Source organism: Floccifex sp., assembly GCF_051873555.1.
Lineage (GTDB): Bacteria > Bacillota_I > Bacilli_A > Erysipelotrichales > Erysipelotrichaceae > Floccifex.
The window spans coordinates 1-17,291 of record NZ_JBJEEY010000024.1; the positions used below are offsets into that span (position 1 = coordinate 1).

Annotated in this window: 28 protein-coding genes and 1 tRNA gene; 3 read left to right on the plus strand and 26 right to left on the minus strand. The window is 31.5% G+C overall.

What is annotated here, in order from left to right:
• Positions 1 to 12: 12 nt before the first annotated feature.
• The 24 genes from ACI32A_RS01555 to ACI32A_RS01670 all read right to left on the minus strand — a co-directional run bounded on the left by ACI32A_RS01555 (position 13) and on the right by ACI32A_RS01670 (position 13,888).
• The gene (locus ACI32A_RS01555; RefSeq protein WP_439753261.1) at positions 13 to 450 is read right to left on the minus strand and encodes a capsid assembly scaffolding protein Gp46 family protein; all 438 of its coding nucleotides are present in this window, start codon (positions 448 to 450) and stop codon (positions 13 to 15) included.
• A gap of 52 nt (positions 451 to 502) precedes the next feature.
• A complete protein-coding gene (locus tag ACI32A_RS01560) occupies positions 503 to 1,951 on the minus strand; it encodes a terminase (protein WP_439753262.1) in 1,449 nt (482 codons plus the stop codon).
• Between the two features lie 45 nt (positions 1,952 to 1,996).
• A tRNA-His gene (locus ACI32A_RS01565) sits at positions 1,997 to 2,071 on the minus strand.
• Between the two features lie 17 nt (positions 2,072 to 2,088).
• The gene (locus ACI32A_RS01570) at positions 2,089 to 2,430 is read right to left on the minus strand and encodes a YjcQ family protein (protein ID WP_439753263.1); all 342 of its coding nucleotides are present in this window, start codon (positions 2,428 to 2,430) and stop codon (positions 2,089 to 2,091) included.
• 6 nt (positions 2,431 to 2,436) lie between these two features.
• Positions 2,437 to 2,631, minus strand: a complete 195-nt coding sequence (locus ACI32A_RS01575) for a hypothetical protein (protein ID WP_439753264.1) — start codon at positions 2,629 to 2,631, stop codon at positions 2,437 to 2,439.
• A 13-nt stretch (positions 2,632 to 2,644) separates the two neighbouring features.
• Positions 2,645 to 3,454, minus strand: a complete 810-nt coding sequence (locus ACI32A_RS01580) for a hypothetical protein (RefSeq protein WP_439753265.1) — start codon at positions 3,452 to 3,454, stop codon at positions 2,645 to 2,647.
• Positions 3,441 to 3,869 carry a hypothetical protein gene (locus ACI32A_RS01585; protein WP_439753266.1) on the minus strand — a complete coding sequence of 143 codons (429 nt, stop codon included), beginning with the start codon at positions 3,867 to 3,869 and terminating at the stop codon, positions 3,441 to 3,443. Before ACI32A_RS01585 ends, ACI32A_RS01580 begins: the two co-directional genes overlap by 14 nt.
• Positions 3,869 to 5,125 (minus strand): phage portal protein, encoded by a 1,257-nt coding sequence (locus tag ACI32A_RS01590; protein ID WP_439753267.1) that lies wholly within the window; start codon positions 5,123 to 5,125, stop codon positions 3,869 to 3,871. The genes ACI32A_RS01585 and ACI32A_RS01590 overlap by 1 nt, the downstream gene beginning before the upstream one ends.
• Positions 5,126 to 5,307: 182 nt before the next feature.
• Entirely contained in the window at positions 5,308 to 5,649 is a 342-nt protein-coding gene (locus ACI32A_RS01595) for an HNH endonuclease (protein ID WP_439753268.1), read from the minus strand.
• Between the two features lie 147 nt (positions 5,650 to 5,796).
• The gene (locus tag ACI32A_RS01600; RefSeq protein WP_439753269.1) at positions 5,797 to 6,231 is read right to left on the minus strand and encodes a hypothetical protein; all 435 of its coding nucleotides are present in this window, start codon (positions 6,229 to 6,231) and stop codon (positions 5,797 to 5,799) included.
• A 131-nt stretch (positions 6,232 to 6,362) separates the two neighbouring features.
• Entirely contained in the window at positions 6,363 to 7,031 is a 669-nt protein-coding gene (locus tag ACI32A_RS01605; protein WP_439753270.1) for a hypothetical protein, read from the minus strand.
• 12 nt (positions 7,032 to 7,043) lie between these two features.
• Entirely contained in the window at positions 7,044 to 7,253 is a 210-nt protein-coding gene (locus ACI32A_RS01610; protein ID WP_439753271.1) for a hypothetical protein, read from the minus strand.
• Between the two features lie 11 nt (positions 7,254 to 7,264).
• Entirely contained in the window at positions 7,265 to 7,636 is a 372-nt protein-coding gene (locus tag ACI32A_RS01615; protein WP_439753272.1) for a single-stranded DNA-binding protein, read from the minus strand.
• 10 nt (positions 7,637 to 7,646) lie between these two features.
• Positions 7,647 to 7,940: a hypothetical protein gene (locus tag ACI32A_RS01620; protein WP_439753273.1), complete on the minus strand. Its 294-nt coding sequence runs from the start codon at positions 7,938 to 7,940 to the stop codon at positions 7,647 to 7,649.
• Between the two features lie 2 nt (positions 7,941 to 7,942).
• Positions 7,943 to 8,116, minus strand: a complete 174-nt coding sequence (locus ACI32A_RS01625; RefSeq protein ID WP_439753274.1) for a hypothetical protein — start codon at positions 8,114 to 8,116, stop codon at positions 7,943 to 7,945.
• A gap of 138 nt (positions 8,117 to 8,254) precedes the next feature.
• Positions 8,255 to 8,683 carry a hypothetical protein gene (locus ACI32A_RS01630; protein WP_439753275.1) on the minus strand — a complete coding sequence of 143 codons (429 nt, stop codon included), beginning with the start codon at positions 8,681 to 8,683 and terminating at the stop codon, positions 8,255 to 8,257.
• A 9-nt stretch (positions 8,684 to 8,692) separates the two neighbouring features.
• Positions 8,693 to 9,547 (minus strand): tyrosine-type recombinase/integrase, encoded by an 855-nt coding sequence (locus ACI32A_RS01635; protein ID WP_439753276.1) that lies wholly within the window; start codon positions 9,545 to 9,547, stop codon positions 8,693 to 8,695.
• Positions 9,548 to 9,554: 7 nt separating this feature from the next.
• A complete protein-coding gene (locus ACI32A_RS01640; protein ID WP_439753277.1) occupies positions 9,555 to 10,832 on the minus strand; it encodes a PcfJ domain-containing protein in 1,278 nt (425 codons plus the stop codon).
• Entirely contained in the window at positions 10,808 to 11,143 is a 336-nt protein-coding gene (locus tag ACI32A_RS01645) for a Cas9 inhibitor AcrIIA9 family protein (protein ID WP_439753278.1), read from the minus strand. The genes ACI32A_RS01640 and ACI32A_RS01645 overlap by 25 nt, the downstream gene beginning before the upstream one ends.
• Before the next feature lie 4 nt (positions 11,144 to 11,147).
• Positions 11,148 to 12,251, minus strand: a complete 1,104-nt coding sequence (gene dnaN / locus ACI32A_RS01650; protein ID WP_439753279.1) for a DNA polymerase III subunit beta — start codon at positions 12,249 to 12,251, stop codon at positions 11,148 to 11,150.
• Positions 12,241 to 13,020 carry a hypothetical protein gene (locus ACI32A_RS01655; protein ID WP_439753280.1) on the minus strand — a complete coding sequence of 260 codons (780 nt, stop codon included), beginning with the start codon at positions 13,018 to 13,020 and terminating at the stop codon, positions 12,241 to 12,243. Before ACI32A_RS01655 ends, dnaN begins: the two co-directional genes overlap by 11 nt.
• A gap of 135 nt (positions 13,021 to 13,155) precedes the next feature.
• Entirely contained in the window at positions 13,156 to 13,401 is a 246-nt protein-coding gene (locus tag ACI32A_RS01660) for a hypothetical protein (RefSeq protein WP_439753281.1), read from the minus strand.
• Positions 13,402 to 13,412: 11 nt separating this feature from the next.
• Positions 13,413 to 13,646 carry a hypothetical protein gene (locus tag ACI32A_RS01665; protein WP_439753282.1) on the minus strand — a complete coding sequence of 78 codons (234 nt, stop codon included), beginning with the start codon at positions 13,644 to 13,646 and terminating at the stop codon, positions 13,413 to 13,415.
• 32 nt (positions 13,647 to 13,678) lie between these two features.
• Entirely contained in the window at positions 13,679 to 13,888 is a 210-nt protein-coding gene (locus ACI32A_RS01670; protein WP_439753283.1) for a helix-turn-helix domain-containing protein, read from the minus strand.
• A gap of 124 nt (positions 13,889 to 14,012) precedes the next feature.
• Between ACI32A_RS01670 and ACI32A_RS01675 the strand changes: the two genes are divergently transcribed.
• The 3 genes from ACI32A_RS01675 to ACI32A_RS01685 all read left to right on the plus strand — a co-directional run bounded on the left by ACI32A_RS01675 (position 14,013) and on the right by ACI32A_RS01685 (position 16,338).
• Positions 14,013 to 14,636, plus strand: a complete 624-nt coding sequence (locus ACI32A_RS01675) for a LexA family protein (protein ID WP_439753284.1) — start codon at positions 14,013 to 14,015, stop codon at positions 14,634 to 14,636.
• A 21-nt stretch (positions 14,637 to 14,657) separates the two neighbouring features.
• Complete coding sequence (locus ACI32A_RS01680; protein ID WP_439753285.1) at positions 14,658 to 15,773, plus strand: tyrosine-type recombinase/integrase; 1,116 nt, start codon at positions 14,658 to 14,660, stop codon at positions 15,771 to 15,773.
• A gap of 364 nt (positions 15,774 to 16,137) precedes the next feature.
• On the plus strand, positions 16,138 to 16,338 hold the full coding sequence (locus ACI32A_RS01685) for a hypothetical protein (RefSeq protein ID WP_439753286.1): 201 nt from the start codon (positions 16,138 to 16,140) through the stop codon (positions 16,336 to 16,338).
• Here the strand turns inward: ACI32A_RS01685 and ACI32A_RS01690 are convergent.
• A complete protein-coding gene (locus ACI32A_RS01690) occupies positions 16,335 to 16,865 on the minus strand; it encodes a hypothetical protein (RefSeq protein ID WP_439753287.1) in 531 nt (176 codons plus the stop codon). The genes ACI32A_RS01685 and ACI32A_RS01690 overlap by 4 nt on opposite strands.
• On the minus strand, positions 16,810 to 17,073 hold the full coding sequence (locus tag ACI32A_RS01695) for a hypothetical protein (protein ID WP_439753288.1): 264 nt from the start codon (positions 17,071 to 17,073) through the stop codon (positions 16,810 to 16,812). The genes ACI32A_RS01690 and ACI32A_RS01695 overlap by 56 nt, the downstream gene beginning before the upstream one ends.
• Positions 17,074 to 17,291: the final 218 nt, after the last annotated feature.

The window sequence follows — 17,291 nt, forward strand, 5'->3', positions numbered from 1 at the left end:
CATAATTTCCTCCTATTTTTTAATTTTCTTAATCATGCTCGAATAAGCATCATCACTGGACCCGGCTTCTGGATTTCTTCTAGGCTGTTGATGTGTTTTAGAAACAAAACCAGATAAAAGTTTTGCATCATTTGTAATGGATTCAACATCTGTTCCACTTAATCTATTAGCCATTTCAAAAGGAATTCCATTTTCTAAAGCAATTTTCACTTTTAACGAGTCGGTCTCGAGTGCTTTATATTTTCCAGTTATTTCCTCATTCGATTTTGTTAGAGAAGCAATCTTAGTTTCATAAGATTCCTTTTCTTTTTGAAACCCATTTACCTTTTCTTTCAATGATTCATAGTCCTGATACTCTTTTCTGACAGATTCTCTAGCACGTTCCAATCTGTCTTTTACCATTGCATCGAATTGTTCCTGTGTTTCAATAATTTTAAAACTTTCTGACATTTGTCAAACCTCCCATTTAACCGCCTGGTTGCGTAATTTATAGCCACTATCTCTAGCAACTAACCCTTTGTTTAGAACGTGTTTTCTTGGATTTGGCACACGCCCAGTAAGCCAATACAATTGAATCAAGGATAGATATATCACACCCATCTTTGATACAGTTGTAACCAAATCCACCATTTGTTCCGATTGCTCTTTTTTCAATGTTTGTCACTACATTAAAAACAGATGGCTGATGGCCATGCCTTAATGTTTGACCCGCAATGCTTTTTTCAAATGTGGCATATGCTTCTATTACTTCCTCAACTTTAGGAAAAGAATAATTACGAATCCTTGCATCTAATAATTCATCTCTTATGATGACCTGACCATTTTTACCGTCTATAACCGTTTTTTGAATATCTGCTGATTTCAAAAAATTTATGATCCAATCATTTCCTTCTCTTATTTCCCGACAGTCAATGCATTCAACATATATGTTTCCGTCTTTTGTTTTCACAGCAATAGAAAGAGCAACGTTTCCGCTGCTCTTACCATATTTGATTCCAACAAACAGTTTTCCTTCAAACTTAGGTAGTTTATTTACTTTTAAACTATTCCATTCTTCTTCTGTTACTTCTGAATCCTGACTGAAAGTTGGCCACCATCCTAAACGTTGGATATTATAATCAATAATATCCTTTTTATTTTCGGATCGTATGTTTCTCTCTGATAGATGATATCCAAGCCCTGGATTTGTTTCATACCAAAGATCAATGTCATTCACATCTGATTGTTTCTGGACTGACCATTCAAACCATCCACAATCTTCAGTTTTACCTTTCAATACATCATTTCTATAGTCATTGAATACTGTACCCTTTGATATTGCTGTATTCGGAGTACCAAAATAAATAATCTGTGGATTCTTTGACTGTGAAACCGTATATTGAAGTGTTGATTCCTGTTCTGTGGTATATTCCTGGGCCTCGTCAATAATAAGTGTATCAAATCCTTCTCCAAGACCACCGGCTGAAGTACGTGTACGAAAAGAACATGAACCGCCATCTTCAACTCCCAGAATGGTGATTTTTTCTAATCCATACTGTTTGGAATAAGAAAACGCCTTTTCATACTTAATATCTTTTCTAACACGTATTATTTCTTCATAACCAGCTAGTTTAAGCAATCTTGCAAGTCTTTTTGAAGCTGCAGAAGAAGTTGAAGTTAAATGTGCTGTATGAAGTATCTGTTCATTTCGATTGATGATACCATCCAGTTCACGATCCGCAATAACTTCTCCTTTTCCATTTCGTCTTGGAATTGAACCACCTATTTTTGTATGAGTCCATAAACCATCTTCATTGGTCGCTTCGATATCATATATCAGAAGCTCCTGCCATTCCTGCATTTTCTGCCCGGTTGAATTATACAGATCAACTGCTTCTTTTCCTTTTGTATCGGTATAAGGAAGTATATAAGCTAGAGTGGGAGTTTGACGGCCTTTTCTTTTTTCCGCCATTGCCACCCTCCTATATAAACAAGTTAATACTTGTATATACTACATTGGGGTGCGTAATGGGATTCGAACCCATGATAACGGAGCCACAATCCGTTCCCTTGACCACTTGGGTATACACACCATACAAAAAAACCATTCTAAACGAATGGTGTTATATCTTTAATTTCTTTTAAAAAGCATTTTGCTTTTTCAAACAAGGAATTATTACATAAATAATCAATTCCTTTTGGTGTAATCTGACAGTTTTCTAAATCTGAAATAATAACTTCATTACCAAATGCTTTAGTAACTGTTACTCCTTCTATATATTCATCTTTCAACAGATGAACGATAACATAATTCCAGTATCTTTCATTTATTTTAAAGAGAAAACCATCATTTTTTATAAAATCAGGATTTATATTTTCTCCATTTTTTAATTGCATATAAAGATAAGCCAATATTTTATATACAATTACATAATAATCATCTTTTGCCATTATGTATTACTTATTATCTTTCTTTATCATTTCTAAATCAGATGACTTACAATCATACAAAGGATAAGGTAGAATTTCATTTTCATGATAATAACTACAGTCTTCAACTATCAAATTATCAGATTCTTCATCAACATCAACAACAGTGCCAATAACATTTAGATTTTTTATCAAAACTTTATCAAACAATTCAAACTTCATAATTTAATCACTCCTATCTATTTTTAATATAAGCCGTAATAAACATCAATATTCCATTTAAATCTTTTTTCCATACAGTGTAAAAATTCTCTTTTTTCGTAACTCCTAATTCCATAGGAATTATCAATTTATCTACTCCTGAATTATTAGATTTGTTTATGTCAAATCCCATGGCTATATCGTTAAACAAAGAAGAATAATCATTTGGTTTGTACCCTACTCTTACGAAATCACGAAAATGATCAGAACTAGGTTTCAATAAATAATTAACTATTTTATTTGGATTTATCACAAAATTACTATTTTCTTTAATAATTTTGATATCTCTATTTGGAAATAAATCAAAATTTTTATCAATCTTTTGAATTAATTTGTTTCTTTGATTTTTATTATTTAGATTATACTTTCCTTCAAAATAATTATCATTAATTCTTTTATAATAGGCTTTTTTGTCTATTCCTTCCGCCATCATAAAAGCTATTCTTTCTTTTTTCTTGTACTCATTCTCTTCTATGTAAACAGTATCACTTTCCCAAACATTTTGTCTACCTTTTTCACAAAAATATTCAACAGTACAATCACAGTTATCATGTCTCTGATATACTTCATGCGGTTCTTGGCCATAAATATATACACCAGCCAATGCTCTACACCATTCACATGTTTCTGAATGCATTTTTCTAACAATCTTGGCAGTAATTCCAACAGATGCTCTATTAGCTGCATTCTGTTTGATATATTCATCAAAAATACTTCTTGTTGAATTTTCTATGGAACGTTTCATTACTTCATCGACTTGATTCCAAAATTCATCCCTGTTCATTTTTTATAACCTCATCTTGAAGTGCCATTAATTTATTAATGATTGATTCAATTCTTTCCTGATTGAATTTTGTTCTTATGGGACTGATTCCAATATTTTGTTTATTATCATGAAGCAATTGAACAGTAATGGCCAAATCATTGATTATTTTATGTGCTTCCTTCATGATTGGAATGACTGTTCTTGATAAAACGTTCCAGTATAGTTTTCCATCTGGCATTGTTTCTTTATTGATATACTTTAAAAGGCATTTAGATGCATATCTTCCAATTCTTCCCGAAAGAAAAGAGACATCTTCAAATGATGCCTCTTTGTTTTTTCCTTTTAATATTTCCTGTATTTCAATATCTTTTTTAATACATGAGTCAAATTCACTTTTTATTTTCTTATATAATCCAGGAACAATATCTTCCATTATTGTTCACCACTTTCAATTGGATCTAATTGACTGGAAGGAAATCCTGTTAATTCTTCAAGATTGTCTTTGTTCATATATCCTGGTACCGCCTGATTCAATTTAATTGCACCGTCTCCAATACTTGAAAGCATTGATGCATCTGGTTCAAAGATTGGATACCATTCAGGTTCCGTCATATATAAAACATTTCTTTTATATTTATATTCATCCATTAAACATCTTGCGACAAATCCAGTATTTAAAAATCCTCTACCAAATGTTTTCTGTGCTTTTCTTGCGACCAGTTTTAATGATTCGTGACTTGCCTTAATGGCTTCGGCACTTGATGGATTATCAGAAACAAATCCCAAATCATCTGAAGTCAATCCGCTTTCTCCACAGAACTGTTTTACATAAAGTTGAAACTGATCTAAATGAGGAGCCATGCTTTGCTGTGAAAATTGTCCTAGAGTTGGCTTATCTCCGTCTTCATCTTTATTGATCTGGAGTAGTGATGACATTGTTGCTTTAAATTTATCAAATCCTTCCGCATCATTTGATAGTCCGACAATGAATTTTTGAGGGAATGAATAAAATTCAGAACTAATTTCAGCTCTACGAATCGTTTTGCATGCATTTTGGACAATATCCATACTGGATCGAGTGATTCGAGAATGTCCAAAAGGTCTTTTATCACTTGGTTTATATACAATTGGTACCAGTAAAGGATATCCAGACGGATTATCAATCGTATATGGTTCTTTTCCTTTTTCATAATATTCCGTATAGGTTGAAGTAAAATAGGCTTCAATTGTTGGTTTACCATTTTCGTCTGTATCAAGAATTGCATATCCTTCATTTAACATTCCTGTTTTAACGTCCATTACACCAGTCGCATTGGCTCCATCAATTACCTGTAGAAGTGGATATCCATCTTCATCTTTTGAAATATAAATAAAACAGCAGCTGCTAATCAATGCAGATAAAATCGCAGAATCAAACAAAGTATCTGGATTATTCATTTTAAAAATATCCATCAAATCAAAATTATCGTTCTTGAATCCTTTAAAGCTTAATCTATCCGCAATGGCATCTACTGATTTTGTACACCATCCAACAACTGGATCAATTCGAAATGCATTTGTCTGTGGTGTTGAAATACCATTGTCATCTGGCTTGTATTTCTGATCATAGAATTCATATCTTAAATTCACTCTTATTTTCTTTCTGGCCAGTTTATTCTTTAATTTTTCTATACCTAATAATTCCTGCATGCTAATCCTTTCTTTTTCTAAAACACGATATCTGCGAGATATTTGTACAGTGACAAGGGGAGGTCGCTTTGTGACATTGAAAGGGTCACATAGCCCCCAATTTTTTTTAAGTTGAAATCAAAAAAAAGATAAAAAATATTATTTTATATACCATTCAATTTTAAATTTGAATGATGCATCATCTATGACCTGTATGTCCTCCAGTCCATTGCTAAAGGAAGAACTCTGTTCCCTACCTCCAGGTCATCTTCAACTTTATAAATACCTGGAATCTTATCTGCCTTTTGTCTATTGCATTTGAAGTGAGCAAGCTGAAGATTATTAATGTCACTTGGGTGACCACCTCTATCTATCGGTATTATATGGTCAATCGTAGCAGACATGGGGTGGGGATATTTAATTGTCTTATCCACCGGCTTTCCACAGATTCCACATATACATTGTTCTTTTAGAATACGCTTCTTGGCTTTTTCAAAAGCCTGTCTATGTACTCCATATCGTTCCATTCCTCTATTGTTTGCCATAGTTCCTCCACAAAACAAAAGGATGCCATACTTATGACATCCACGTAGAAAGGAGATGATTCCAACCAACAACTATTTCTTTGATAATTATTGACGATATCATATTAGCACGAAAAAGTAGTTCACTAGGGAACTCTTTATATATTTTCAGATAATTTTTGATAATTCATCTCGTATATGTTTGTATAAACCACGTTTTGAATACCCATATTTTTCTGCAATTTCATACGGATCAAATCTAAATATATACAAATCAAATAAAATATTCTGGTCCTTCATATCCAATAGTTCAATTGGCTTGCATTCCATTATTCTTCTTTGATAATAATTTACTTCATCTTCTATCATTTCAATTTCGTATAGCATGGCCAATGGTGATGTGTAATATCTATTGTATGTCGGCATTGGAAGCATTGACTTTTCCTGATCAGAAGATAATTTATGACTTCCATGTGATATGCCTAGAATTTTATGATTCATTTCTTCAAGTCTTAGATTGAGTTCTATTATTCTCTTACAGCAATATTTACACGACTTAAAGTCGTTTATTAATTGTGTAACTCTATCTTTGTCTTTTGTCATGATAAATCATCTCCTAATCAAAATAATATCTTCCATTCTTAATAATATCTGGCTCATTAGTTTGTCTTGTGACTGGCATTGGCATAATCATACAAAATATAAGTACAAACAAAATCAATGTGATAAGCAAACTAAATAATAGATTCTTTGAGTTCATTAAATGCTTTTTCCAATCCTTCTTTGTCTTCATTTACCTGATCGAAGAAATCCAATGTTTCTTTCATGCTCAATGACTTCATAAATTCTTTATATCGTTGTAACCATGTCTGTTTTGTATCCATTTCATAATTCTCACTTTCTAATTGATTTTGCTGTTCTATAATTTCATCTTTTTTTTCTTTTTCATTTACTTCATTTGACCAATTTAGTCTTATTGATTTTGGCTCTTTAAATCTATATACTTCAATTTCATTTTCATCCAGTGATTCAATGAATTCTTTACCTTTTACAAGTTTTTCCCACATCGGCTTTGTGATGTTGTCCATGCTTACCATTTTCACATATGAACCAGAAGGAATCTTACAAATATCTACATAGAATTTCTTTTTTGAAATATTAAGTGATTTTCTGAATTCTTCCAATTCATCACCTCTATGGCCGCTATACTCAACTATTTTTGGCTTTCTTCCACGTGTTTCTTCATCCACTGGAATTAAATCTTTAATTGTTGTTGTGATTTGCTTTCCAAGTGATTTAATTGATACAGTTGCATAGTCACCCATGACTCCAACAACTTTTCCTTTTTCAATATGGTTTCCAATCTTTATTGAAACCATTTGCCCTTGTTTTAATTCATCCATTTTGTTTCCTTTCTAGAAATCTTCCATATTTCCTACAACTTCAATGTGATAATGTCCTTTATATGATTTAAGGTCCTTTTTCTTTGCACATCTTGTCACGAAGCAATAGAATGAACCTTTTGTCATGTCCAGGTATTTCATACATTCATCAGACCATCCAAGAAATGCCAATATTCCTTCATGGTCATATATCGCATACAGTTTCTTTTCATTTGCTGCCATTTTATTTCCTCTTAATAAGGCAAATCATCATCGCTTATTTCAATTTGACTATTTCCATTGTTTTTATTTTTACTTTCTAAAAACTGTATTTGATCCGTAACAACATAAGTTGAATATACTTTCTGTCCATTATTCGTATTATAAGTTCTTGTATTTATTCTTCCTTCAATTCCAATGAGAGAACCTTTATGAAGATACTGGACCATGTTTTCTGCCTGTCTATTCCATGTTTCACAACTTATAAAATCAGCATCAGGCTGTCCATCTACATTTCTATTACGATTTACCGCAATTGTATATGTACACACGCTAGCGCCGCTTGGTGTCTTTTTTAGTTCTGGATCTCTTGTTAATCTTCCTACAAGTACCACTCTATTAATCATTTTCTTTCACCTATAAAATTTTTATTCCTTCCAGCAACGATAGTATTTCATCGTTATTTAAATACCCTATTACATCACTCGTTATTCCTGTTTGATAACATAATTCCCATAAATCATCACTTGTAAAACGAATAACTGCCAATTCATACAAATCATATTCATTACCATAACTACATAAATTTTTTATTACACTGGCTCCATATCCGTTATCAAATTTAAATACATAATGCATTGAATTTTCTTTTTCATTACAACTAAATAGATAATTTTTGAATTTATCGTATTTTAATTTTGTATATTCCATGATTATCCTCTTTCATCTACATAATCACTTGCCAGCCAATCCAATATGCTTTCTGTACTTGGACATTTAGCATAGTCTGTACAGAAATCTTTGCCATTCATTATTCTGCAGCAACTGCAGTTAATACATATAAATCCAAATGAAATTACCCTTTTATAAGCTTCTAAATTTGTCATTTTTGACCTCTTTTTTTACTTAAAATAACCCTACATTATTTTTGATTTTTAAAACCTTTCAATATCTATCTAAAACACTGCATTTCATGCAATATTTATTGAGAAAAAACTTTTTATGATTTCTGACACCAATTTTTTCTATCTTCTATATTTTTTTATTTCATTTTTAATGATGCCTGTATTTGAATTCATTTCAGAAAGAAGTGCCTTCATTTCTTCCGCATATCTCTGCTCCTGCTTTTTTAGTGACTGGATCTCTTCAATAAGAATACGAATCACTTCATTCAGATTATTAATACGTGTAATAGATGTATCCAGACGATTGCAAATCATCTGTGCTGATTTTTCAACGGTTCCAATCATTCTATCCATGTCACCAGTATCCTCATCATATTTTTTTCTTTCTTCAAGAGGTGCATTCAAATATAGGATCCTGTTTTCAATTGCTCTTTGTGAACGATTATTGAATCTGTTCCCGAATTTTTCGTAAATTTTTTTTGAAGTCAATCCATTTGACTGAAATAGAATCAATAACTCATCTTCATCTCTTGTCCATTTTTCTGCCATACAATTCTCCTAATACTTCATCTTTTCCAACTGGTTCTTTTTTGTCTTGTTTGTTGTTCTTGTATAAAGGCTTGTTGTCTGTATCGAATTATGTCCAAGTATATCCATCAGATCTGTTACCTGGCCGCCACTTTCAAGATAGTTAATCGCAAACAGATGACGGAATGAATGAGGATGGACCTTATCAAGTTTTATTCCCCTGCATTTGCCAGCAATCTTTTTCATTCGATAATAGATTGTGTAATATGAAAGATTGAATATCTTTCCTTCCTTTATTTTGTTACTCCTGCAATAAGACAAAATTTCTCTTTTAAGTTCACCAATCAAAATTATTTCTCTAATTTTTCCTTTGTTGTTTACTGTAATATAGTTTTTCTTTACATTTTCAACTGTAAAGAATTGAAGCTCCGATACACGTATTCCAGTATGTGCAAATATCTTCATGATCAGATACATGTCCATCATTCCAAGTTCCTTTGCCTTACGTATCATGCGTTTATAATCAGATGCTTCAATCACATTATCTAAAGATGCAACCTGCTGTATCTTTATGTTTTTAAGAGTCATCTTAGAATTGTGAGTTCGAATTTCATATGGATCATCTCCGTTCTCCATTATTTCCGCAAATTTGATGAATTTATTTACAATCGTTATGTGGTTTTTAACGGTTGATGGACTGTATTTTTTTTCGAGCATCTTTTTGAAGGAAATAATATCCATCTTTGTTATTTCATTTCCACTGAAATAATCAACAAACATTTTAACGACACGCCTGTAAAGAATTATCGTATTGTCTGCTTTTTCATTTTCTGTTTCGAATGCTATAAAATCATCAATTATGCTATTCAAAAACTCTTTTTCCATGTTTCTCCTAATATGTATTTTCCAGTTTGTTTTTAACTGCCCATTTGTTTATAAAATCAATTGCTTCTTTTTCTGGTTCTTTATTGTGGTCTGCTCTGAACTGGATGATTCGTTTCCCTTTCAGTTCAAGTGTATATAAAGGTTCTTCCGGTTCATTTTCTTTACGAACAAACATAATTTCTGTTTCACATGTAGCGACTCTATCTGTATATGTACGAACACAATGATGAAGTTTTTCGGATTCAACAACCAGTTCATCCGGATCATATACAGGACGTATCATAAATCCATCATCGTGATAAATAAGTTTTTGGTGTTCTTCATAGTTCAATTTGAAACCTATTTTTGTAACTTCATCCTTTATTATCTTGATCTGTTTTGCGGCTTCATCATGTGCACTGTGAAGCTCTTCTGGATAAAGTATTTTGTTGCTTTTCATGTTTGCCTTCAGCTTTTCACAGAATCCAAGATAATCATCATATAATCCATGTTCCAAGCGGTGATTTTCCATATAATCCATCATTTTTCTGTTTAGATATTTTTTTATGTTGTTCAGATGCAGATAGTAAATCATATCAATCTTTCTTAGTTCATCAAATGTTTCAACCCATGGATATTTTCTGCAGTGCATCAGATTCTGAAAGTTCATGTCCTTGAGCATTGGAACAAACTTTTTGTCAACTTTGAAGATATCCTCAAGATATTTTTGCGATGTATCAAGATAGTGAATATGACTTATAAAATGTGAAAGGTCCGCTTTAACAAGAAGTTCAATCTTCGGATATTTGCGATACAAACATATATATTCATAAAAGCTAAGACCTGATTCATTTTTTGGATTGAAATACTGACAGTATGGAATATCCAGAAATTTAATCCATTCTTTTTTATCGTAGAAATGAAACGGATAAAAGTGATATGTATCATCACATGGGTCAAAATGTGAATTCCCTTCGTGGTATTCTACTTCCTTTCCGCAATATGAAGCATATACATCACCAATCAAAGCTTTTTTCTCACCTTCGACTCTTCTGTATACTTCCTGGACATAAAAATCCATTTTATGAGGATTTGATTTATCGTTTATAAAATTGAATTTAAAAGCAAATATACGCTGTACAATGCGTCCTTCAACCATACAAAGAGTATCAACAAAATAGCTTCTTTTAATAGCATTTGTAAACATTCTTTCATCCATCTGCATAATGATGAACTTTTCTATTCCCACTGGATACGGAAGCTTTTTCCTTCTGAGTTTTTCTAGAACAGACTTATTTGTTCCCATGTTGAATCCACCTTTTGTTCTTCTTTTTTATCAGGTTTCTTTTTCTTTATTTCTTTTTTTGGAGGAACAATTGTTTCTTCAATCACTATGTCTTCATCGTAGTAATGAACCGCAAGACCATAGACTTCATCATCACTTAAAACAGCACATCCATTTACAGATCTTTCTTTTGCCTTTCCAACGATGTATTTCCACATCTCATCAATTGATTTTCCTTCTTTGTCCTTGTCTACGTCATCCCTTGAAGCCAGATAATCACAAACTTTTTTTATGTTTTCGTTTTTTACTTTTTCATAATCATCTTTAAACATTGCATTACCCCCAGACACGAATTGGAGTCAGTATACAGATTAATTTGGTATTTCCTTTTGAACGGATTACCATTGGATTCAGTCCTTCTTTTTTTTCAAGGATGAACTGCTCGCAATTCAATGCATTGACAGCGTCTTTCAAATGTTTTGCATTGATATTGATTGAAAAATAATTTTCCGAAATTTTTTCACTGTTCTTTAAAACCTCGTCTGTTGAAGCAACGCCAACCTGAACAGAACTGAACCTTACATCTTCACCAAAATCAATTTTAACAATCTGAATTTTGTCTTCATTGAGAATTGACCGGCTTCTTTCAACTGCTCCAATGACATCCGAAGAATTCATCATAGCAATATCGTTTGTATTTTTAGGTACCAGCTTTCCAACATTTGGATAGGATCCAGTGAGCAGTCCACTTGATAAATACAGATTTTCATTTACAAACTGAATCTTTTTGGAATTGAAATAAATTTTACCTTTCTGATCAAAGAGATTGATGACCTCATTGCATGTTCTTTTTGGAAGCGTAATATTCATGTTTTCCATTCCATTGGAATAGAATTCATACAAATGAACTCTTCTGGAATCTGAAGCACATACAGTTACTTTACCTGAATCCGATGAAATATTGATTCCTCCAAGAACTGGTCTTTGCTGATTTTCATAAGTACACATGATTGTTGACGATACCGAATCGCAAAATTCATCAAAATCAATTCCAAGCTCATTATCAGCAATTTCAAAATCAATGTTTGGATATTCTTCTTTTTGTGCACATGCCACATGGAATTTTCCATAGTCTGTTGAAATCACAAACTGAGAATCCGCATATTCACACATGATCCAGCCATCATTCATCTTTGAAACAAATCCACAAAGATGTTTTGATTCAACACATATACTTCCACTTGTGATGCATTTGAAATTTTCAATATCAACATTTGATCGAATCGTCATTACACCATTTGAACCTGTGAGTGTAAGCTTTGAATCATCAACTTCAACAAGTATCATCGAATACATTGGTAGGTTTGGTATTTTATCGATTGCTTTTGAACATTGTGTTGCAGCTTTGAGTAAATCCTTTTTCAAAACACTAAACTTCATTTTTATCTCCTTTCAATTTTTTCTGAAGGGCCAAAGCCTCATCAATTGTTTCCTGATCTGGCATTGTCGATTCAGTCTTTCCATACCATTCAGGATTGTTTTCTTGTTTGTTTTTTAACGGATAGAATGTCATCCAGCAGTGTTCCAACGAGTTTTTAACAATCTCAATCATTTCATCTTCACTGTTGCTAATCTTTTTAAGTTTATTCAAACTTATCTCAAAGGCATTCAAAGTAAACTTTGGAAGTCTGAAGTCTACAAATGATTCCAATAATTTTGCTAATTCATCATTTGAAGTGAAAGAAGAAATCTTTTCTTTATATATTTCTTTTATATTTCTTTCATTCTTATTATTCTTATCATTCTTAGTAGTTCCCCTTCGTTTCCCCTTCGTTTCCCCTTGGCTTCCCGTTTGTTTCCCGTTTGTTTCCCCTTCATTTGTTTTTTCTTCAGTTTCAAAGCCCTGAAAAATGTTATAGTTTGTAACAATTATCAGCGTATTTACTGAAGAAGAAATCTTTGAAATTTCACCAGTTTTACAAAGATTTTTAAGTGCTCTTTCAACCTGGTGTTTAGACAATCCGGTTTCAGAAGACAAAGAAGAATAAGAAGTAACAAATGTACCTCTATCAATTTCTTTTCCACACCACATTTTTTTAGTATGGTTTGCCTTGATAAGAATGTGAATAAATAAACGACACGTTGGAACATCCTGATACCATTGCCAGTCCGTTATCTGCCGATATAGCTTTATGTATCCTGTTTCCATATAATCATCTCCCAGGTGGATATCTACATCATGTATGCCACTTCGCCATTGGAGGATAGTTACAATGAATAGTAAAGTGATTAATTTAAACAAAAATAGTGACATACATGGCGTAAATATCCACCACTAAATCATTTATTTAGACATAATGTCTTTTATTTTTATTCCAGTGTATTTGCACAGGCGTTCAACAGATACACATTCAAACAAATTTTCGAAACCACTTGCCTTTACATCGTGTCTGATATCTTCATAAAGCTGTGTCGCTTTCTGGTAGCAACAAGGGACAAATTTACAAATATCTCCTTTTGTTGCCCATCCCTTTTGAGCTATCTCTTTTCGATATCTCATAGTATCTTCAATTTTCTGTTTCTTGGCCATGTGATCACCTCCTAATAAAATTCAATTCCAAATCGTTCATTTAAAAGCGTTGCAACGATAATAAATCCTATGAAAAACAGCAATAATACAATCACATAATCTTTCCCCCGATTTATCTCATCCTGTATCCTTTTCTGTTCAAATCGTTTCCCCTGATTTCGTTCAACCCATTCAAATGCGCTGCAATCAATAAAATCATCATTTTCTTCATCATTTTTACTGTCAATATAATCAATAATTGTCATGTTCTATCTCCTTTGTGTTGCATATTTGCAACTTATTTGCCAAAAAAAATTTGCCCTGCTTTTTCTGATGGTATGTCTAATGCATTTACTAAAGCCTGTGCTGTACTAATTGAACACTTTCTCTCTTCTGAAAGTAATCTCGAAATAGTAGATTTATCAACATTGCTAATTTTTGAAAGTTCACTAATCGATAATGATTTATTATTTATTTCTTCTTTAAGAAGTTTAATATTCACTTTCATTCGACCTCCTTATGTTGCATTATTGCAACTTCAATTTAATTATATATTATTGTTGCATAATGTCAACGATAATCGTTGCTTTTTTGCAATTTTGTTTTTATACTTTATTTAGGTGGTGATAAATATGGATATTCAAGACAAAATAAAAAAAAGAAGATTAGAACTCAATTTAACATTGGATGATGTAGCAAAAGAATTAGGTGTTAACAAATCAACCGTCTTAAGATATGAATCAAAATCTATTAATAAAATGCCAATAGATGTTATTCCTCCATTGGCTAAAATTCTACAATGTTCACCTGAATATTTAATGGGATGGGATGATGAATATAATGATTACAATAATATATTTAAAATTTCAAAGCAAAAATTACCATTATTAGGATCTATTTCATGTGGAGTTCCAATATATGCAAATGAAGAAAGAGAATCATATATCCTTTGTGGAACAGAAATCAAAGCTGATTTTTGTTTAAAATGTCATGGTGACTCTATGATAAATGCTAGGATAAATGATGGAGATATCGTTTTTATACGTAAACAAGATGTAGTTAATAACGGAGAAATTGCAGCTGTAATAATTGAAGATGAAGCAACTTTAAAAAGATTTTTTTATTATAAAGAACAAGGTATGGTAATTTTAAGAGCCGAGAATCCAAAATATAAAGATATTGTTCTAACTGGTGATAAATTAAATACAATTACAATAATTGGTAAGGCAGTAGCTTTTCAAAGTGATGTTGAATAAATATTTTCGAAGGAGAATTTTATGGCAATAAAGAAAGTAGGTAGAAGTAATTATGCTTATTATGGGAGATATAAGAAGTTTGATGGTTCTTATAAGAACTACTATAAGAGTGGTTTTTCAACTGTAAAGGCTGCAAAAAATGCTGAAGAGGCATTTAGGCTTGGTATATCCAACAATGATCAAGACATCACTTTTGATGAAATTGTTAAATTATTTAGTGCTAGAAGTTCATCTATGAATATTAAAGAAGCTACAGTTATTGGTCATGAAAGTTATTATAATAATCATCTGAAAGATTTCTTTGCGAATAAAAAGCTTTCTTCAATAACTCCAGGAATGATTGAAATATGGAAAATGGAAATGATCAAAAAGAAAACAGTTGATGGAAAACCTTATTCTTCAAGAACCATTAATCATGCCAAGAGTACACTTTCTCGTTATTTAAGTTATGCAGAACAGTTAAATATTATTCCTTATAATCCTTGTAGAAAAGTATCTGATTATGTTAACCAGTCTGAATTAGTTAAAAGAAATGAGGAAGAAAAGAATTTTTGGGAACATGATGAATTTAAGAAGTTTATTTCTTTTGTTGATAATGAATACTGGAATCTTGTTTTTACTTTTCTTTTTGAGACTGGATTACGTGAAGGAGAATTGTTTGCTTTGACTTGGAATGACATTGATTTTAAGAATGGCATTGTAACAATAAATAAATCAATTACTTCAAAGACAAAACAAAAAGGATATGCAATTACTACTCCAAAGAATATCAATAGTATAAGAAAAATTGATTTGTCGGATACGTTATTAGAACGCATTTTAAATCGATTTGAGAAGGAAAAGAAAAAAGATGGATTCACACTCAAGTATTTTGTTTTCGGTGATATTAGACCATTATCACGTACTCAGTTAGCAAGATTTCTTGATAAGTACATAATAGAAAGTGGTGTAAAAAGAATTACTCCACATGGTTTCAGACATAGCCATGCTACGTTTCTTATCCAGAATAGAATTGAAGATACATTAATTGCAGAAAGACTTGGCCATACTGTAAATGAACTAAGAAAGACTTATTCTCATGTTTACAGGTCAATGAGAAATGATATGAAGAACAAACTTAATGAGTTATATTCATAAAAAAATACATATTTATATAAATATATGTTTCATATTTATGTAAATATGTTATAATATATATGTAAGGAGGTTAGAGATGGAAAAACAAATAAAAAAAGCAGTCCGTATCATAAAACAACTCGAACTGCTGGCACTTGAATTAGGAACGCTAATTACTCTAATTCGATTAGTGCTAAAGAGCTTGATTGGATAATCCAATCAGTAGGAGAGGACACCACTCCTCTTCTATTTATAGTATAATATATTTCCATCGAATTTAAAATGAAAAAAAGTATTTTAGAACTTATTGTTCATGTTCTGATTCTTATTGGTCTTATCTATGGACTTTATCTTTTAATTATTATGCCATTATAGGAGGCGCAAAATGTCAGAAAAATTCAACCAGACAAAATATATCAACGAATGGGCAAAACAGAATATGGCAACTGTTATTGGAAAATACAAAAAGGAATTTGTTGCTGAATTCAAAGAAGCGTGTAAAATATTAGGCATCAAACAGTCAGAAGTTATACGAAATGCAATGATTGAAACAATTAATAAAGCAAAAGAAAAGGGTGAAATTTAATCATCCTTTTTTTCATCTTTATTATGTTCTTGATTATTTTTGCCATAGACAAATGCAAGACAAAATGTTGAGACTGCTGTTATAAATGCAGTTATCCATAAAGAATCTTTATCTAACAAAACACCAATAAACCCAAATATCAAAGATATAATTATTATTGCTGCACATATCAATTGTCCTCTTTTAGATTCTTCATGACTTCTTATCATATCTTCTTTAACTATTTCAAGTTCTGCCTCGTGGCATTTTGCGTTACTAGTCGTAACAGTTTCTGCCATTTTTAATATTCTATCAAAAGATCCAGGGAGAATTTCTTCATATCCTCTAGCTTCTTCGATAGGAGGCAACGGTCCACTAAACTGCTTTTGAATAATTGCTTTCCTCAAAACAGTTTTCTGTTCTTCAGGTACATGCAATTCATCTAATATTTCAAAAGCTTCAACTTCTTCATTTTCTTGTTTACTGATTTCGTTATTTTCTTCTTTTTTTGATTTTTTTTGTTCCTGTGATTTCTTTTTTGTACTCATCCATAGCCTCTCTTAATACATTTCCAACTGTAAACCAATTTTCCGATAATTCTTCATAAGCATAATTACTACTATATTTTATTCTGATTTTTCTAATTTCATTATCATAGTTATTTTTGTTTGAAACACCAAACAAATTAACAACACTAGAAATTCCTTTACAGAAATCAGAACTGAACACACCTCTTGGTTCCTTGATTTCTAACATAATATCCACCTTTTAATTTTTCCTTTTTACAAGTATAATATCTCAAATTATTTTTTTATTTGCAAATAAATTGAATCATTATTTTATGTAAATTTTATGAATTTTTTATGAATTTAATTTTTTTACATTAAAAAAAGCCTTAATATTAAGGCTTTCTAGTCTTTTGGTGGAGGTGAGGAGAATCGAACTCCTGTCTAAACAAAGTCCCACGAAACAAC

Coding starts and splice junctions, on each gene's coding strand:
- ACI32A_RS01640 (WP_439753277.1), bottom strand. CDS start 10,832: ATGGGAACAAATAAGTCTGTTCTAGAAAAACTCAGAAGGAAAAAGCTT.
- ACI32A_RS01630 (WP_439753275.1), bottom strand. CDS start 8,683: ATGGCAGAAAAATGGACAAGAGATGAAGATGAGTTATTGATTCTATTT.
- ACI32A_RS01625 (WP_439753274.1), bottom strand. CDS start 8,116: ATGACAAATTTAGAAGCTTATAAAAGGGTAATTTCATTTGGATTTATA.
- ACI32A_RS01675 (WP_439753284.1), top strand. CDS start 14,013: ATGGATATTCAAGACAAAATAAAAAAAAGAAGATTAGAACTCAATTTA.
- ACI32A_RS01615 (WP_439753272.1), bottom strand. CDS start 7,636: ATGATTAATAGAGTGGTACTTGTAGGAAGATTAACAAGAGATCCAGAA.
- ACI32A_RS01695 (WP_439753288.1), bottom strand. CDS start 17,073: ATGTTAGAAATCAAGGAACCAAGAGGTGTGTTCAGTTCTGATTTCTGT.
- ACI32A_RS01610 (WP_439753271.1), bottom strand. CDS start 7,253: ATGGCAGCAAATGAAAAGAAACTGTATGCGATATATGACCATGAAGGA.
- ACI32A_RS01560 (WP_439753262.1), bottom strand. CDS start 1,951: ATGGCGGAAAAAAGAAAAGGCCGTCAAACTCCCACTCTAGCTTATATA.
- ACI32A_RS01680 (WP_439753285.1), top strand. CDS start 14,658: ATGGCAATAAAGAAAGTAGGTAGAAGTAATTATGCTTATTATGGGAGA.
- ACI32A_RS01660 (WP_439753281.1), bottom strand. CDS start 13,401: ATGGCCAAGAAACAGAAAATTGAAGATACTATGAGATATCGAAAAGAG.
- ACI32A_RS01575 (WP_439753264.1), bottom strand. CDS start 2,631: ATGAAGTTTGAATTGTTTGATAAAGTTTTGATAAAAAATCTAAATGTT.
- ACI32A_RS01580 (WP_439753265.1), bottom strand. CDS start 3,454: ATGAACAGGGATGAATTTTGGAATCAAGTCGATGAAGTAATGAAACGT.
- dnaN (WP_439753279.1), bottom strand. CDS start 12,251: ATGAAGTTTAGTGTTTTGAAAAAGGATTTACTCAAAGCTGCAACACAA.
- ACI32A_RS01605 (WP_439753270.1), bottom strand. CDS start 7,031: ATGGATGAATTAAAACAAGGGCAAATGGTTTCAATAAAGATTGGAAAC.
- ACI32A_RS01665 (WP_439753282.1), bottom strand. CDS start 13,646: ATGACAATTATTGATTATATTGACAGTAAAAATGATGAAGAAAATGAT.
- ACI32A_RS01590 (WP_439753267.1), bottom strand. CDS start 5,125: ATGCAGGAATTATTAGGTATAGAAAAATTAAAGAATAAACTGGCCAGA.
- ACI32A_RS01690 (WP_439753287.1), bottom strand. CDS start 16,865: ATGAGTACAAAAAAGAAATCACAGGAACAAAAAAAATCAAAAAAAGAA.
- ACI32A_RS01600 (WP_439753269.1), bottom strand. CDS start 6,231: ATGACAAAAGACAAAGATAGAGTTACACAATTAATAAACGACTTTAAG.
- ACI32A_RS01620 (WP_439753273.1), bottom strand. CDS start 7,940: ATGGAATATACAAAATTAAAATACGATAAATTCAAAAATTATCTATTT.
- ACI32A_RS01595 (WP_439753268.1), bottom strand. CDS start 5,649: ATGGCAAACAATAGAGGAATGGAACGATATGGAGTACATAGACAGGCT.
- ACI32A_RS01655 (WP_439753280.1), bottom strand. CDS start 13,020: ATGGAAACAGGATACATAAAGCTATATCGGCAGATAACGGACTGGCAA.
- ACI32A_RS01635 (WP_439753276.1), bottom strand. CDS start 9,547: ATGGAAAAAGAGTTTTTGAATAGCATAATTGATGATTTTATAGCATTC.
- ACI32A_RS01555 (WP_439753261.1), bottom strand. CDS start 450: ATGTCAGAAAGTTTTAAAATTATTGAAACACAGGAACAATTCGATGCA.
- ACI32A_RS01645 (WP_439753278.1), bottom strand. CDS start 11,143: ATGTTTAAAGATGATTATGAAAAAGTAAAAAACGAAAACATAAAAAAA.
- ACI32A_RS01670 (WP_439753283.1), bottom strand. CDS start 13,888: ATGAAAGTGAATATTAAACTTCTTAAAGAAGAAATAAATAATAAATCA.
- ACI32A_RS01585 (WP_439753266.1), bottom strand. CDS start 3,869: ATGGAAGATATTGTTCCTGGATTATATAAGAAAATAAAAAGTGAATTT.
- ACI32A_RS01570 (WP_439753263.1), bottom strand. CDS start 2,430: ATGGCAAAAGATGATTATTATGTAATTGTATATAAAATATTGGCTTAT.
- ACI32A_RS01685 (WP_439753286.1), top strand. CDS start 16,138: ATGTCAGAAAAATTCAACCAGACAAAATATATCAACGAATGGGCAAAA.